This is a genomic window from Helicobacter sp. 10-6591 (assembly GCF_003288805.1).
Lineage (GTDB): Bacteria > Campylobacterota > Campylobacteria > Campylobacterales > Helicobacteraceae > Helicobacter_F.
In genome coordinates this window covers 25,439-41,114 of sequence record NZ_NHYK01000012.1, presented here as the reverse complement: position 1 = coordinate 41,114, position 15,676 = coordinate 25,439, and the positions used below count along the sequence as shown (strand labels likewise).

The window sequence follows — 15,676 nt, the reverse complement described above, 5'->3', positions numbered from 1 at the left end:
ATGAGTGACACAACCCTACACAATATTTTTTTAAACAACAATACGAACAACTTCATAAAATCTCTAATCCCACAGGACAATGATCACTTCCCATTACTTCAGGATAAATGCTAGCACTTCTTAATCGTGAATCCAATGTTTTCGAGCACAAGAAGTAATCAATCCGCCAACCTGTGTTTTTCTCTCGTGCTTTTCCCATATAACTCCACCAAGTATATGCACCTTCTTTGTCGGGATAAAAATAGCGAAAAGTATCTATAAAACCTGATTGTAAAAGCAAACTAAACTTCTCACGTTCCTCATCTGTAAACCCAGCATTGCGACGGTTGGTTTTGGGGTTTTTTAAATCTATCTCTTTGTGCGCAACATTCAGATCGCCACAGATAACTACAGGTTTGCTCTTTTCTAAATCTTTAACAAAGATACGAAAGTCATTTTCCCACTCCATGCGATATTCTAAACGTTCTAACTCACGCTTTGAATTTGGTGTATAAACATTCACCAGAGAGAAATTCTCATATTCCGCGGTGATAATACGCCCTTCTGTATCATGGTGAGCTATCCCCATGTCATACATTACATTGAGAGGCTCTGTTTTGCTAAATATTGCTACTCCAGAGTATCCCTTTTTATGCGCGCTATTCCAGTATTGCTTATAGTTTGGGAAATCAAAAGTGGCCTGATCTGGTTGCATTTTGGATTCTTGGATACAAAACACATCCGCATCAATCCTGTCAAAAAACTCCATAAAGCCCTTATTCATACACGCCCGAAGCCCATTGACATTCCAAGAAACAAGTTTCATGCTTAAGATTCCACACCTAGAGAATCAAGACGCTTTTTAATCTCAAGCACAATCTCATAGCCGTGATTAAGAGCAGCAGCAATCGAACCACCGCTCTTTAATAAAATATCTCCAGCGATAAAAAGATTCTCAATCGAACTCTCATAATTATGCGAAATAGGCACACCAGCTTCATCAAGCTCTAGATTGCATTTTCCCAAAAAATCAATAGGTGCGGCTCCACCAATAGCATACACTACCCTATCAAAAGTCTCACTGCTCTTGTCTGTAAAATTGACTTTTACCTTTCCTTCATCATCCTCCAACCCTTCAATATCCACTCCCAAGCGAGCCTTAAGCTTTTGAGATTCTATAGAATCTTGCAGTTGCTTGAGGTTTATCTCATTCACTCTGCTAAATTCGTTTCTACGGTAATTTAGTGTCGTATCATTGCTTTGAGCAAGAAAATTTGCATACTCCACCGCGGAATTTCCTCCACCGACAACAAGCAGTTTTTCATGAGATTCTATGTTGTTCGCATTGTATTGGATTTTTTTACGGATAGACGATGGAATGAGATAACTGGGCTTATTTGGCTGACCCATTTTGCCAATAGCAATAACAACAAATCGCGATCTGTATTCTTCTCCTGCTGCAGTGCGTATCAGAAAAATACCATCAACTTTTTGTATAGATTCTATTTCATTTTTGAAACGTATGTTGATATGGTTGGATTCAATCAATTCACCAAACAAATCTAGTGTGCTTTCTTTTGTGCCATCAAAAAAAGAAATGTTCCCACTTAACTCGACTTGTTGCCCCTTATAGTCTTTATCTACGCGCTTTCCATCTTTATAAAATTGACGGATTGTAGTGAAATGACTCTCACCTTTTTCAAACACAATGACATTTTTTATTCCTAGACCCACACCCTCTATAGCCGAAGCTATTCCACCTGGACCACCACCAACAATGGCAATATCATAGACATCACTCATATTCTCTCCTTGTGTTGTGATTTATGTGCTGGCAAATGTTGTAAAAAATCCCGCTTATGGTTTTGATTGATCATTTTATTTAAATCATCAGGGGAATCAAAAAGCACACCCTCCATCATTTTATTTTCATCATCAAATTGCCCATTTCTAAGCCCCCAAAGAAATGCAAGCAATCCAAAAAACCCTAGAATCAACGAAACCGTAAGCATGAGTACTATAACTTCTGCGCCCAAACTCTTTCCTTAATGAGTCTTAAAATTGTGTGATTCTGCCAAAATGTCTTTGAAAGCAAGCTAAAAAATCAAATCCTCATCGGCATTTGATGAATTAGGTGGCTGGCTTGGTAACTTAGAAGTATTGGTATAAAGATATTCGCCATCATCTAAAGTTTTTTTAATCACCCCTTGGGGTGTGTGGAATTTTCTTTTGATTCCAGGTTCTATCTCTAAAAGCTTGCTAAAAAAATACGCACTGGCTGGAGGTGCTACTATACCGCCTGTTTCTGCTGGACCAATTGGGGTATTATCATCCCGACCATACCAGATAACTGTTTGGATACTAGGTGAAAATCCGCAAAACCAAGCATCAATATTTTGGTTGGAAGTTCCTGTCTTACCTGCAATTTCGATATTTTGCAAGCGCGCTCGGGATCCTGTACCACGATTAACGACATCACGCAAAATATCTATAATCAGAAATGCCTGTTTTGGCTGTGTATATTCATTGGATACAAGAGGGAATTCATAAACTTCACCATCCTGTGTCACAAGAGAATCTATCAGTCGGGGTGTGAGCATTGTGCCATAGTTTGAAAACAAAGAATACTCCCTTGCTGCATCAAGCGGAGAAAGGCTAAGACTCCCAAGAACAATGGACATATCTTTTGGAACATTCTGGAAGCCAAAATCAATAAGCCCGCGGTAAATAAAATCAAAACCAATCTGGTTTACCAGATTGATAGTCGCCAGATTCGCAGAATGTTGCAAGGCATAATGCAAACTCACAAGCCCACCATACGCCCCGACATTCTTAGGTATCCAAATATCTTCTTCCGTTTCCTTGTTGGCATTTTTTATATTCTTTATATTTTCTATATTTGATTCTATGCCAAAACGTCTTGGTGCATCTGTGATCTTCCACGCAGGAGAATAGCCTCTATCAAAAGCAAGCATATAGATAAAAGGCTTGATGCTTGAGCCAAATTGCCTCTTGGTTTGCGTGGCACGATTAAACGGAGAGCGTTTGTAATCCACCCCTCCAACTAAGGCTAGAATCTTGCCGGTTTGCGATTCTGTAATCACAATCGCCCCATTGAGCTCTCCAGCCTTTTTTGGATATGCAGGAGTAGTGTCAATTTCTAGTAATTCTTTGACGCCATCTGGGAGTTTTGAAGTGCTTTGTGTATGCACCAAATCCTGTTGTTGATGTTCTTGTGAATCTTGGACAGATTCTCTTTGTTTGAAATAAGTTGGATATTTTTCTAGCAATCGTGCATTGATTTTACTGTAACCATAGCGCAAAGCTTCCTGTGCGATATTCTGGTAGTCTAGATCGATATTGAGTTTTATTTTGTATCCTGCTGTTTTTAAGTCTGGATACATCGGAGTTAGCTGTCGTACAACCTCATCGACGACATAGGGTGCAAGATTCTGAGTAAGACTTTCGTCATAAATTTCTGGAATCTCTTTTATTCCTAGATCATATTCTTCTTGTGAAATCCACCCGATATCAAGCATACGGGCCAAAATACTATTTGCTCTACCTAGAGAATAGTGCAAATTTTTTGTCGGATCATAAGTGCTAGGTGCTTTTGGTAAACCTACAAGCATGGATATTTCTTTCAGACTCAATTCATTGAGGTTTTTATGGAAATAGCCAAGTGCGGCTGTTTTGATTCCATAATAACCATGTCCTAAGAAAATGTAGTTCAAATAAATTTCTAAAATCTCTTCTTTGCTTAATTCTCGCTCAAGCAATACAGCAAACATTGCCTCTTTTATTTTCCGTTTTAGAGTTTTTTCTGAAGTGAGTATCACATTTTTAACTACTTGCTGGGTAAGCGTGCTACCACCTTCAAGCCAACGCATATTCAGAGCGTTTTTCAGCATCGCTCGCGATATAGTATCTGGATTGATCCCAACATGTTCAAAAAAGAGTGTATCCTCCACAGCCAAAAGTGCTTCAATCACACGTGGGGGAATTTCGCTGAAATGCGCATAAAGTCTGTATTGTTTATCAAAAAGATTTGCGACCAATCTCTCTTTTCTATCAAAAATCTGTGTGGTAATATCCATTTTATGCTGTTTGATGTTTGCGATCTCATCTCTGCTTTCCGAATAAACCTGATACAGATACAGAGATATCCCACAGAAAATACCTACAAGAGAAAAGAAAAAAAGATATTTCAAAATCCTCAATACAGAATCCAATAAAAGATCTTAGTGGGTTGATTTAGTAGAATGATTGTTTTTCAAAAAACTACCCGATAACTCTTGGATATGTTTTTGAGCTTTTTCTTCAATTTCTGTATATATTTTGTCAATTGACTGCATAACACCTTCGCTATCTCTTTCCATAGTACTAATTTTCTCTTTGATATAGGATTTTGGACATGCTGCTTTTGGGTCTTCTAATGTGCTAGCAAGAGCAATAGCTGAAGCATGAACACTTGCATGGAATGGATCGAGTTTTTTGTAACCTTCAGTTTCACTAAACAGTTCCTGGCCTCTCCCCTCAAAATACCATTTTCCCAAGCGACAATTCTTGTGATCTACCTTGTTAAAGGAGTCTTTGATACCAAAGATAAAACTATATAAGTTGTTTTTATAAACAGTATGATCGAGTTTGGCTAAAGTACAAAATATTCGAGAACTAAGACTCGAAGAGATTTCATTATTGATGAGACTTCCTGTTTTAAGATCATTCACCACACCATTAAGTGCTGATACAGCATCACGGACGGTGTTTGTGGCGTTATTTGTTTCTTCTGTGCCACTTTGAATATCATTTGCTTCCTGTTGCATAGATTTTACGACTACAGCAATTTCTTTTGTAGCTTTTTGGGTTTTTTCAGCAAGTTTGCGCACTTCATCAGCTACAACTGCAAAACCTCTACCATGCTCACCTGCACGCGCTGCTTCAATTGCAGCATTAAGTGCAAGCAAGTTTGTTTGTTCCGCAATATCATCGATAAGAGAAACGACATTTGTGATTTCATTGCTTCGTTGTGTAAGAGAATCTACAAGTTGCGTAGAGACCTGCATTTTTTCATAAAGTGTTTCGATTTTCTGCAGTGCGTCATCGCTCATATTCATACCCTGCTCTGCACGCTCAATCGCTTCAGTCGAATGCTCTACAACCTCAGCCGATTGTTCAAGCACAGCCTGTAATGCACTCTGCGTGCTTGTAATGCCTGTCGTCATAGATTGGTTATAAACATCAAATACATCAAAACCGCCTCTCTTGTCACTGCGTAAATCTAATGGAAGAATCGAATAGTAGACTATATCTCCCACACGCAAAGACTTTGTAGTGTATTCTCCTGAAGGCAGCGCAATGTCTTGAGAACTAGTATGAAGTTTTTGGATAATAGAATCAATATTTGGTGTCATTTCAGCCATTTGGTTTCTAAAAACCACAGAAGTACCCTGAATCCCCACAATGATTTCTTTTTGTGTAAAACCTAAAGCTTGTTTCTGCGATTCTAACTCTGCTTTCAGCTGGGATATTTCATGCTCGTATTGTTGTACGAGTTTTTTTAAATTTTTATTCGAACCAAACATTGAGAGCCTTTTGTGTGAAATTAGGGTTAGGAGGGCAAAATTATAATACAAAAATACGCAACCGTGATTTTCAAAAACGATAAAAATTTATATATTACTTAATGGCTTAAAATTAGCACTTGTCCGTTTAGTTTGGTATAATCGCGGGCTTAGATCTAACAGATATATTTTGTAAAATTTGAAACCAAGGAGCAATCTGTTATGTTAGTAAGCAACACACGATTAGAAACCTTAGAAGGGATTCTGGATCGCTTAAGAGTCGATATTAAACTCAATGGTTTGAAAAATTCCAAACAAAGGGAAGAAATTCTTACTGTTCTTTATAAAAGCGGAACACATCTAAGCCCTGAGGAAATCACCCATAAAATCCGTGCTCATGACAAAAACGCAAGCATCTCATCCGTATATAGAATACTAAGTTTCTTAGAAAAAAATGGCTTTATTACAGCACTCGAGACAGACAAAAGTGGCAGGAGATATGAGATTGCAGCAAAGGAACATCACGACCACATTATTTGCATTCACTGTGGCGATATTATTGAATTTGTGAATCCTGAAATTGAACAGATGCAAATAAGCATCACCAAAGAACTTGGTGCTAAACTCATCAGCCATGATATGAGGCTTTTTGTAAAGTGTTCAAAATGTCAGGGCTTATAGACAGAGCCGTATATCTAAGATCTTGGATTCTTACAAGTGTGTATAAATCCAAGCTTTGATGTATTGCTTCTCTATCTTCTTTTAAACCTCGGAACGTCGTAGGTCATCAGGAATCTTATTTGAAGTGCCTTTTGAAATATGAGTAACAGAATCTAAGTTCTAGATAATGGATGGATGAGATTATTAGTTTTTGGGTCTTGCTTCATTAACGCGGAGATTACGCCCTTGGAATTCTTTATCATTCAAAGCTTCTATGGCTTTAAGCGCACCTGCATCCTCCATTTCTACGAAACCGAAGCCTTTTGGCCTACCACTTTCGTGATCATTAATAAGTTTCACTGAAAAAACCTCGCCAAATTGTGAGAAAAGCTCTTTTACGTTTTCTTTTGATACAGAATACACTAGATTGCCTACATAAATTGTTTTCAAAACCTACTCCCTTTTGTGTTTTTTCAAACTTTAGCTTACCTGAACAAAGAATATTTACTTTTTTTGTTCAAGTAAGCTAAAGTGCGGAAATTCTATTTATAAAAAACTTAATAGTAGCTTATTCGTTACGTAGAACCGATAAGGCGTCAACATGCGTCGCTTTGTATGCAGGATAATATGAGGAGAGGCATACGATAAAACTGGCGCCCAAAATAACCAAAATAAAATCAAGCAAACCTAAATCAAGTGGCAAGGTATTGGTCCCATACACATCTGCTGGCAATGAAATGATAGGAAAAGTACTCAAAAAAAATTGAGCGATAAAATTTAATACAACTCCCAACACTATCCCACTTCCACCAATGACAATTCCTAATGTGAAAAAACTTTGCTTGATTTCTTTTTTGCTCACACCCATTGAAAGCATGAGCGCTATTTCTCGCCTACGCGTCATTACGACCATCAAAAGTGAGCTGATGATATTCAACGAAGCCATAAGGATAATAAGCATAAGCACAATAAAAAGCGCTCTTTTTTCCAACTCCATAGCCGAGAAAAAGTTACCATTTTGCTGCCACCATCCCTCTACACCAACCTCTGCATTAGTATTTTCTCTCAAAAATGCTTTGATCAAATCTATATCTTTAAATGGCTCTTTTGTGTAGATATGGATTCCATCATAGATTCCAGCATTGAGATTTCTTATTTTTTGTAATGCATTGAGATTTGTATAAATATATGCTTCATTATAAGCCTTTAAGCCAGAATCAAAGACTTCAAATATTTCAAATTTCTTGGATTTAGGAAATAATCCAAGTGCGCTTGGCTCAAATTGTGTGAAATAAAAACTCAGCAAGTCTTTAGATTCCACAAAATAGCGCGAGCTTAACTCCTTGCCAATCAATATAGAAAAATCCTGCGATTTAAAACTACTGATTTTATGAGAATCCAAAGAACCATCGTGGTTCTCAAAAGCCTTTCTGACGACCTCATTAAGTGCGACTTCAGATTCTATATCAACACCTATCATAATTGCTGCATTTATATCATTTCCTGCACGAGACAAAGCATTACAGCGAAGATAAGGACTAAAGATAAATTGTGGAAAATGTGTCTTCAATATTTGCAAAAGCTGTTGGTCTATGCCTTTCTTGCTCATTGCATACACACTTATTGGGTAGTTCATGACAAAAAGCTTACGTTCAAACTCTTTTGTCATACCATTCATAATCGCCATTGCCACACACAATACCATTACTCCAATCCCTACGCCAAAAAAAGCCAAGAGCGCAGTAATAGTGATGAAAGGTTGGCTCTTATCAAAGCGCAAATACTTTGGCAAAAGATAAAGAGCCAGTTTAGCCATTAAGCGAGTAATCCTTTTTTTGGCCCACTTTTGCCATGACAAAGCTTGTATTTCTTACCACTGCCACAAGGGCAAAGTTCATTGCGTGAGATTTTTGGTTTCTTGAATTTTTCACTGAGCGCATCCTTATTAAAGGAAATATTCTCCTCTTTGAGATTCTCTAAGACTTTTCGGGTAGCTTGTCTTTCTTGCTCTTCTTCATGGGCCTTTAATCGAATAACATGGAGGGTTTTTGTTGTTTCAATTTTAAGATTCTCGACAAATTCTAAAAATAGGTTGTAACTCTCTTTTTTATACTCTACAAGTGGATCCTTTTGGTTATAACCACGCAGACCTATGCCCGTCTTAAGATTATCCATCATATAAAGATGCTCACGCCAAGAGTTATCTAACACTTGCAGATAAATAATACGTTCAATTTCATTGCGTTGAGAATTATCTACAAGAGACATTTTTGCCTCATAAGACTGGGTGATTTGCTCAAAAAGTGCGGTTTTTAATTCTGTATACTCAAGATTTTCAATATTTTGAATCTCTAATCCAAAATCCTCAAGTACAATCGCCTTAAGATTTGCAAGATCAAAATTTGCAGAATCTTCGTTTGGAAAAATCTGTGCGCGTTCTAAAATGTAAGCAATCGTGCTTTCTCTGTTTTGGATAATTTTCTCACTCATATCAAATTCCTGATTCAACAGATCATCACGTAATTTATATATTGCTTTGCGCTGTTCGTTAGAAACATCATCATATTCCAACAAATGCTTGCGAGACTCAAAATGGAGATTTTCTACTTTCTTTTGTGCATTTTCAACCGATCGAGTCACAAGAGCAGATTCTATGTATTCGCCATTTTTTAGCCCTAAGCGCTCCATAACATTCTTTAGTTTATCGCTCCCAAAAATACGCAAAAGAGAATCTTCCAAACTCAGATAAAATTGACTTATTCCAGGGTCACCTTGTCTGCCTGCACGTCCGCGCAGCTGATTGTCAATCCTCCTGCTTTCATGCCTCTCTGTACCTATGATATACAATCCACCAAGAGCACGCACTTCATCATCAATCTTTATATCCACGCCACGTCCTGCCATGTTAGTGGCAATTGTTACCGCACCTTTTTTACCAGCATCTTTAATGATTTCTGCTTCTTTAGCATGTTGTTTGGCATTTAGCACAGTATGTGGAATTCTGGCTTTTTTAAGGAGTTCATGAAGTACTTCGCTTTTTTCAATACTTGCAGTACCTACTAGCACAGGCTGGGTTGTCTTATAAAGTTCAGTGATTTTACCAACCACCGCATTGAACTTTTCCTCCTCGCTTTTATAAATCAGATCATTCAAATCCCGACGCTTTACCGGCAAATTGGTAGGGATTGATACAACATCAAGATTATAGATTTGCAAAAATTCAGTTGCTTCAGTTTGCGCTGTGCCTGTCATACCTGCGAGTTTGTCATACAGTCGGAAATAATTTTGGAAAGTGATATCTGCGAGAGTTTGGGATTCCTCTTTGATAGCGACATTCTCTTTTGCTTCTATAGCTTGGTGTAGTCCTTCGCTAAAGCGTCGCCCTTCGCTTAGTCTCCCTGTGAATTCATCTACAATCACCACTTCACCATCATTTACTACATAATCCTTGTCTTTTAAGAAAAGATAATTCGCCTTCAATGCCTGGTCAAGATGATGAGAGAGTGCAGCATTCTGGATACTATAGAGATTATCGACTTTAAAAAAAAGTTCTGCGTTCTTGATCCCCTCTTCTGTAAGCAAAATCACGCGGTTTTTTTCATCGATACTAAAGTCAGAATCTGGCTTTAACTTTTGCGCTACAGAATTTGCTAGCTGGTAGTTTTGTAATGTCCGATTGATTGGAGCAGAAATAATTAGTGGTGTGCGCGCTTCATCAATCAAAATAGAATCGACTTCATCCACAATCGCAAAATAATGATGTTTTTGTACCTTTTGTGCAAGGTCGTATTTCATGTTGTCACGCAGATAGTCAAATCCAAACTCATTATTTGTGCCATAAATGACATTCGCGCTATAAGCCTGCAATTTACGTTCATCATCGCGCAAATCCGAAGTGATGACCCCAACACTTAAACCCAGAAAATTATAAAGCGGTGCAAGCTCGCTACAATCGCGATTGGCAAGATAGTCATTGACTGTTATCACATGCACGCTTTTCCCGCTTAATGCATTAAGGCATGCTGCAAGTGTAGCCACAAGCGTTTTTCCTTCACCTGTGCGCATTTCAGCGATTTTACCTTCATGCAAAGCCATACCCCCAATAAGCTGCACATCAAAATGCCTCATGCCTAAAACCCTTTTGCTTGCCTCTCTAGTGATTGCAAAGCTCTCATTTAATACAGAATCAAGATTCTTCCCCTTATCCTGCACCGCTTTTTTTAGTGAATCAAATTTCTCTTTCAATTCCTGGTCACTTAAAGATTGCAAATCAGATTCTAAAGCATTAATTGCACGAACGCGTTTAGAATAGACTTTAAGCATTTTGGAATTTTTGGAACCTAGAATTTTATTGATCACTTTTTTTATCATACCTGACCTCATAAACCTCGTAATTTTTAAATTTCTCTTATCTCCACGCGTAATGGATAGCCATCTTTTCTGGCAAACTCTAGTGTAAGCTTGACTTTTAATTCTGCTACATCATAAGGATAGATCCCACACACCCCCGATCCTTGGGTATGTATTTTAAGCATGATATTTCTTGCTTCGGTAAGATTCTTATCAAAGATTTTCATTAATATATCTACAACAAATTCCATTGTCGTCCAATTATCATTGATCAGTATAACTTCGCATAATTTTGGTTCTTCCAAAAGTACGTCTGTGGTAGTGTGTGTCCTGCTATGTGCCATATATCGTCCTTAGTATTTATTCAGAGAGATTTTTTGCAGTTTTCTAGAATCCAAAACTCCAACAGAATTCTTTCGAGACTGAATTTATCATGAAGTGCGTGTAAAACTTTGTGTACCAAACTTACAGGGAGGCATTTTATCGCAAAGTTTCAATATTTAGTGATGAAAGCGCTTATTGATTGCGTTGTATGTACCTATAAACCTCCGCAAGATGATGCAAATTTAAATTAAGTATTGTTTGGTTAGAATTGCCACTCCCAAAATTTTCATACAAAAAGTACCAAGAGTAATTTTTTTGTATTTTTTAAGACACATTAAACACATCAAGAAAGGTTATTCTTATGGAACAAACACTCTCAATTATCAAACCAGATGCAGTCAAGAAAAACATAGTAGGCAAAATCATCGATCGTTTTGAAAATAATGGCTTACGAATCGCAGCAGCAAAAAAACTCCAACTTTCTGTGCAAGATGCACAAAATTTTTATGCTATCCATAAAGACAGACCTTTCTTCAAGGATTTGGTAACTTTTATGGTAAGTGGTCCTATAGTCGCGATGGTGTTAGAAGGAGAAAATGCAGTACTTAAGAATCGCGATCTTATGGGTGCTACAAATCCGAAAGAAGCCAAACATGGGACAATCCGTGCAGACTTTGCAGAAAGCATTGATGCAAATGCCGTGCATGGAAGTGATAGTCTAGAAAATGCAAAAAATGAAATTGCATTTTTCTTTTCTCATAGGGAAATCTGCTAAAACTCCATGAAAATCGCATTCAAAAAAATCACTACGCCAAAAAGTTTCCAATTACAAAAAGAAGGGTTACATTTGGATGGGACTCTCAGCAGAGTAGATTCTAAAATCATTAAATTAGATGGACATTTGGATGGTGAGCTAGAATTAATTTGCGATAGAAGTGGAGAGAAATTTACCAAAAAATTTAGTGAATCTTTGGTTTTGTATATTTCAGATGGAATCTGGCATATGCAAAACCAAAATATGCTTGGTAGCTTTGATGTTATTGAGTTTTTTGATGGTTTTATTGACTTAGATTCCATCTTGCACAGCGAGATAGAATCCATAAGAACCGACTACCATATAAAAGGAGAATAAAATGGCTGTTCCAAAGAGACGAGTAAGTAAAACACGCGCGCTTAAACGCAAGACACATTACAAGATAAAGCTTGCTACACCTGTCAAAGATAAAGATGGTAGCTGGAAAGTACCTCATCGTATTAACAAATTTAGTGGTCTGTACAAATAGATTCACTCACCTAGAAAATTTCGCAAAGATACAAAGTCTATTTTCAAGGATACATAAGGCCAATATCCAAAGGTTTTGAAGCAATAAGCTGGTTTGATACAAATCAAATGATTCTGTCACTGGCTTACCGATACAATTCTTAAGAATCAATCAGGAAGGTGCTAATGCAGAAAATCGCAATTGATGTTATGGGTGCTGACAATGGGGTGAAGCCTATTGTCTTGGGTGTTATCAATGCGCTTAAAAATAAAGATTTTCAAGCTATTATCGTAGGAGATAAAGAACAAATCCTTCCACTTATCCCGACAGAACTTCAAGAACGCATAGAGATTGTACATTGCACGGACTACATCAAAATGGAGGAAAGTGCTTCAAGTGCCACCAAACGTCAAAGCTCTTCAATTTATGTAGCTACTGAACTTGTAAAAAATGCTCTAGCAGATGCACTAGTATCTCCCGGACATAGTGGAGCTACTATGAGTTTAGCTACCTTACGACTTGGCAGAATCAAAGGAGTCTCTCGTCCAGCAATTTGTACCACGATGCCTACTATCAACAAAAACCCAAGTATGATTCTCGATGCAGGGGCAAACACTGACTGCAAGCCTGAATATTTGGTTGATTTTGCAATCATGGGATATGAGTATGCAAAAAGCGTTATGGGTTACTCTTCTGTGCGCGTAGGCTTGCTTAGCAATGGTGAGGAAAGCACAAAAGGCAACGAGCTCACAAAGGCAACTTTTGAGCTTTTGCAACAGTATGATTTTTTTAAAGGCAATGTTGAGGGGCGTGATATTTTCAATGGAAGCACTGATGTGATAGTCTGCGATGGTTTTAGCGGGAATCTCGTCTTAAAGGGAAGTGAAGGTGTAGCAAGCGCAATTTCTACCATTATCAAAAACGAAGTGCAATCAAGCTTTATCGCTAAAATTGGAGCATTTCTAATGAAGAGCGTATTTACTAGACTCAAGAAGAAAATCGATCATAATGAATACGGAGGTGCTCCTTTGCTTGGTGTGAAAAAAGTCGTAATTATAAGTCATGGTAGCTCTAACGCGCGCGCTATTGAATGTGCTATATATCAAGCACTAAACGCTTTAGATTCTCAAATTTGTTCAAAGCTTGAGATTGCATTTAAAAACAAGACATAAATACATTACTTGAGGATTGGAAAAATGAACAAGAAAGTTTTTGCATCTTTAGTATCCATAGCCTCTTATGTCCCTAACAACTGCATAAGCAATACGGATTTTGAAAAGATACTTGATACAAGCGATGAATGGATAAGCAAACGCACAGGTATCAAAACACGCTATTTTGCAGATCACACACAAAATACAAGTGATCTTGCATATGAAGCAGGTATAGAAGCAATAAAACGCGCTAAACTTGAGCCTTGCGACATTGATGCTGTGATTGTCGCTACGCTTAGCCCTGATTATTTCACTATGCCATCTACTGCTTGCTTGGTATCTCATAAACTTGGCATTGAGGATAAACCTGCATTTGATATTAGCAGCGCATGCAGTGGCTTCATCTACTTGCTTGGTCTGGCAAAATCCCTCATAGAATCCCACACCTACCAAAATATACTTATCATAGGCGCAGAAAAAATAAGCTCTGTACTCGATTTTAATGACAGAAGCACTTGTGTGCTTTTTGGTGATGGTGCTGGAGCTGCAGTTATAAGTAGCACAAATGATAGAAACAAAGCAATTGTTGATGTGCATTTGGGAGCAAATGGCAGATATGCGGATTTGCTTGCTACACCTAAAAATACACAATCCAATCAGACATTACAAAACCTCCTTAAGAAATCTATGCAATCTCTACCACAAATGCAGTGCTTACAAATGAAAGGCAATGAAATATTTAAACTTGCGGTTAAAACCCTCGCAAATGATGTAAAGAATATTTTGCAGCACAATGATTTCACACCAAAAGATATAACCTATTTCATTCCACATCAAGCAAATCTTCGCATTATAAATGCTGTAGGCGATATGCTGGAATTTGATTCCAAGCAAATTATTATCACTGTCCAAAAATACGGCAATACCTCTGCAGCATCTATCCCTATGGCAATTGATGAAATACATAAAGAAAACAAACTCAAAAACGGGGATTTATTACTGCTAGATGCCTTTGGTGGCGGACTTACATGGGGATCAGCGTTGGTGTATTTTAATGGCAACTAGTTTAGAGTTATCCTGCAGATTCCAAAGTCAATCCATAGGTGTCGTCATCCCAATCTACAATGTAGCTCCTTACTTAAGAGAATGTCTTGATTCTGTAATCAATCAGACTTATAAGAATCTGCATGTAGTTTTAGTCAATGATGGCAGCACTGATGGAAGTTTAGAAATAGCAAAAGAATATGTTTTAAAAGATTCTCGCTTTGTCCTCTTAGATAAAGAAAATGGTGGGCTCTCTCATGCTAGAAATCTTGGGATTGATTACTTTGCCTTGAAGCTTCCATTAGGGGGGGGGGCAAATACACTCTTTTAGCTAACCCAAATCCACAAAATCCCTACAAAATCAAATCTTTCTACACTTCTCAATCACTTGACGCAATAGATTATGCAGACTTTGTAGATTTGCTAAATTCCAAAAACTCTAAAGAGTCTTTAGGATTTCTTGTTCCGCATATTGACTACATTATGTTTCTAGACCCTGATGATTATTGGAGGGAAGATTGTGTGGAATTATGTCTCAAAGCCTTTGCAGATTCTAAAGCTCAAGGCAAGCAAGCAGAAATTGTGTGGTTTGATAATGATGTGTTTTATGAAAATCCCGCATACCGTACTACAGGTCTTAATGCATTTGAGAAATTTTTAGAAATTACTCAAGACACAATCATTACTCCCAAAATTTGGGCAGAGACTTGTATTAAGCTAGACATGCCAATGGCATTTGCAACTTGCGGAATGATTGATTTTAGTTTCCTTACATCTATTGGTATCTATTTTCTTAACGGAGCGACACATGAGGATTTGAGCTTTGGAGTTATATTGTTTATGCATGCTACTCACATTGCTATATTAAATAAAAAACTTTATGTCTATCGCATACGAGATGATAGTACAACAATTTTCAGAAAAACTTCAAACATCAGCGTACCACCATTCTTACAAGATTTGGAGGAGGTATTTCATAGCGCACATACGGCAAGAAAATATAATATACAGGAAAGCGCATTTCATATGACTTTTGAGATAATCTCTATGTTAGATAAACCCCAACACAAACAGGCGAGAGATTTTTTTCTCAAAAATATTTGCTGCTGGTCTCTAAGTATCTTTTGCTTTGATAAAGACCCGCATAATATCAAGCAAAAGCTTCCTAAGCTCAAGCCTTATGTTAAAGACTTGCATCTTGGCAGGCTTAATTGCTTAAAACATCTTGTGATTTCTTATCCAAAATTAGGATTTGTCTATGCATGGACTCAGAAGCTAAAGTATGGAGGAGGCAAAAAATGGCTTGAGAAGCTCTAGTTTCAAAAGCTAAAGTATAGAA

The 15,676-nt window shown here is 37.5% G+C and carries 16 protein-coding genes and 1 pseudogene; 8 read left to right on the top strand and 9 right to left on the bottom strand.

Features of this window, described 5'->3' with window-relative positions; translation table 11 throughout:
• Window positions 1–52 precede the first annotated feature (52 nt).
• Genes CCY97_RS05170 through CCY97_RS08560 form a run of 5 tightly spaced genes read right to left on the bottom strand, consistent with a single transcriptional unit; the run spans window position 53 to window position 5,564 of the window.
• Complete coding sequence (locus CCY97_RS05170) at window positions 53–805, bottom strand: exodeoxyribonuclease III (protein WP_112064420.1); 753 nt, start codon at window positions 803–805, stop codon at window positions 53–55.
• Between the two features lie 2 nt (window positions 806–807).
• Window positions 808–1,782: an NAD(P)-binding domain-containing protein gene (locus CCY97_RS05165; protein WP_112064419.1), complete on the bottom strand. Its 975-nt coding sequence runs from the start codon at window positions 1,780–1,782 to the stop codon at window positions 808–810.
• A complete protein-coding gene (ccoS, locus tag CCY97_RS05160) occupies window positions 1,779–2,015 on the bottom strand; it encodes a cbb3-type cytochrome oxidase assembly protein CcoS (RefSeq protein WP_112064418.1) in 237 nt (78 codons plus the stop codon). Before ccoS ends, CCY97_RS05165 begins: the two co-directional genes overlap by 4 nt.
• A gap of 60 nt (window positions 2,016–2,075) precedes the next feature.
• A complete protein-coding gene (locus CCY97_RS05155; protein ID WP_258457012.1) occupies window positions 2,076–4,190 on the bottom strand; it encodes a PBP1A family penicillin-binding protein in 2,115 nt (704 codons plus the stop codon).
• Between the two features lie 30 nt (window positions 4,191–4,220).
• Entirely contained in the window at window positions 4,221–5,564 is a 1,344-nt protein-coding gene (locus tag CCY97_RS08560; RefSeq protein ID WP_112064417.1) for a methyl-accepting chemotaxis protein, read from the bottom strand.
• Between the two features lie 201 nt (window positions 5,565–5,765).
• Here CCY97_RS08560 and CCY97_RS05145 point away from each other — a divergent pair, with 201 nt between their 5' ends.
• Complete coding sequence (locus CCY97_RS05145; protein WP_112064416.1) at window positions 5,766–6,224, top strand: Fur family transcriptional regulator; 459 nt, start codon at window positions 5,766–5,768, stop codon at window positions 6,222–6,224.
• Window positions 6,225–6,407: 183 nt separating this feature from the next.
• On the opposite strand, the gene CCY97_RS05140 is transcribed toward CCY97_RS05145, so the two are convergent.
• From CCY97_RS05140 to CCY97_RS05125, 4 genes are all read right to left on the bottom strand, one after another.
• Entirely contained in the window at window positions 6,408–6,653 is a 246-nt protein-coding gene (locus tag CCY97_RS05140) for an RNA-binding protein (RefSeq protein WP_112064415.1), read from the bottom strand.
• 118 nt (window positions 6,654–6,771) lie between these two features.
• A complete protein-coding gene (locus CCY97_RS05135) occupies window positions 6,772–8,019 on the bottom strand; it encodes an ABC transporter permease (protein WP_112064414.1) in 1,248 nt (415 codons plus the stop codon).
• On the bottom strand, window positions 8,019–10,574 hold the full coding sequence (secA, locus tag CCY97_RS05130) for a preprotein translocase subunit SecA (RefSeq protein ID WP_112064413.1): 2,556 nt from the start codon (window positions 10,572–10,574) through the stop codon (window positions 8,019–8,021). The genes CCY97_RS05135 and secA overlap by 1 nt, the downstream gene beginning before the upstream one ends.
• Window positions 10,575–10,600: 26 nt before the next feature.
• The gene (locus CCY97_RS05125; protein WP_112064412.1) at window positions 10,601–10,897 is read right to left on the bottom strand and encodes an ATP-dependent Clp protease adaptor ClpS; all 297 of its coding nucleotides are present in this window, start codon (window positions 10,895–10,897) and stop codon (window positions 10,601–10,603) included.
• 341 nt (window positions 10,898–11,238) lie between these two features.
• Between CCY97_RS05125 and ndk the strand changes: the two genes are divergently transcribed.
• The 7 genes and pseudogenes from ndk to CCY97_RS05090 all read left to right on the top strand — a co-directional run bounded on the left by ndk (window position 11,239) and on the right by CCY97_RS05090 (window position 15,654).
• Complete coding sequence (gene ndk / locus CCY97_RS05120; protein ID WP_112064411.1) at window positions 11,239–11,652, top strand: nucleoside-diphosphate kinase; 414 nt, start codon at window positions 11,239–11,241, stop codon at window positions 11,650–11,652.
• A gap of 6 nt (window positions 11,653–11,658) precedes the next feature.
• On the top strand, window positions 11,659–12,009 hold the full coding sequence (locus CCY97_RS05115; RefSeq protein WP_112064410.1) for a hypothetical protein: 351 nt from the start codon (window positions 11,659–11,661) through the stop codon (window positions 12,007–12,009).
• Between the two features lies 1 nt (window position 12,010).
• A complete protein-coding gene (gene rpmF, locus CCY97_RS05110; protein WP_112064409.1) occupies window positions 12,011–12,160 on the top strand; it encodes a 50S ribosomal protein L32 in 150 nt (49 codons plus the stop codon).
• Window positions 12,161–12,324: 164 nt separating this feature from the next.
• A complete protein-coding gene (gene plsX / locus CCY97_RS05105) occupies window positions 12,325–13,311 on the top strand; it encodes a phosphate acyltransferase PlsX (RefSeq protein ID WP_112064408.1) in 987 nt (328 codons plus the stop codon).
• Window positions 13,312–13,335: 24 nt separating this feature from the next.
• Window positions 13,336–14,358: a beta-ketoacyl-ACP synthase III gene (locus tag CCY97_RS05100; RefSeq protein WP_112064407.1), complete on the top strand. Its 1,023-nt coding sequence runs from the start codon at window positions 13,336–13,338 to the stop codon at window positions 14,356–14,358.
• Window positions 14,348–14,626 (top strand): annotated as a pseudogene (locus CCY97_RS05095) (glycosyltransferase family A protein); the annotation flags it as partial. The gene CCY97_RS05100 and the pseudogene CCY97_RS05095, both read left to right, overlap by 11 nt.
• Window positions 14,627–14,757: 131 nt before the next feature.
• Window positions 14,758–15,654, top strand: coding sequence for a hypothetical protein (locus CCY97_RS05090; RefSeq protein WP_146744506.1), 897 nt, complete (start codon window positions 14,758–14,760; stop codon window positions 15,652–15,654).
• Window positions 15,655–15,676: the final 22 nt, after the last annotated feature.

Coding starts and splice junctions, on each gene's coding strand:
- secA (WP_112064413.1), bottom strand. CDS start 10,574: ATGATAAAAAAAGTGATCAATAAAATTCTAGGTTCCAAAAATTCCAAA.
- plsX (WP_112064408.1), top strand. CDS start 12,325: ATGCAGAAAATCGCAATTGATGTTATGGGTGCTGACAATGGGGTGAAG.
- CCY97_RS05145 (WP_112064416.1), top strand. CDS start 5,766: ATGTTAGTAAGCAACACACGATTAGAAACCTTAGAAGGGATTCTGGAT.
- CCY97_RS05165 (WP_112064419.1), bottom strand. CDS start 1,782: ATGAGTGATGTCTATGATATTGCCATTGTTGGTGGTGGTCCAGGTGGA.
- CCY97_RS05115 (WP_112064410.1), top strand. CDS start 11,659: ATGAAAATCGCATTCAAAAAAATCACTACGCCAAAAAGTTTCCAATTA.
- CCY97_RS05125 (WP_112064412.1), bottom strand. CDS start 10,897: ATGGCACATAGCAGGACACACACTACCACAGACGTACTTTTGGAAGAA.
- CCY97_RS08560 (WP_112064417.1), bottom strand. CDS start 5,564: ATGTTTGGTTCGAATAAAAATTTAAAAAAACTCGTACAACAATACGAG.
- CCY97_RS05135 (WP_112064414.1), bottom strand. CDS start 8,019: ATGGCTAAACTGGCTCTTTATCTTTTGCCAAAGTATTTGCGCTTTGAT.
- CCY97_RS05100 (WP_112064407.1), top strand. CDS start 13,336: ATGAACAAGAAAGTTTTTGCATCTTTAGTATCCATAGCCTCTTATGTC.
- rpmF (WP_112064409.1), top strand. CDS start 12,011: ATGGCTGTTCCAAAGAGACGAGTAAGTAAAACACGCGCGCTTAAACGC.
- ndk (WP_112064411.1), top strand. CDS start 11,239: ATGGAACAAACACTCTCAATTATCAAACCAGATGCAGTCAAGAAAAAC.
- CCY97_RS05170 (WP_112064420.1), bottom strand. CDS start 805: ATGAAACTTGTTTCTTGGAATGTCAATGGGCTTCGGGCGTGTATGAAT.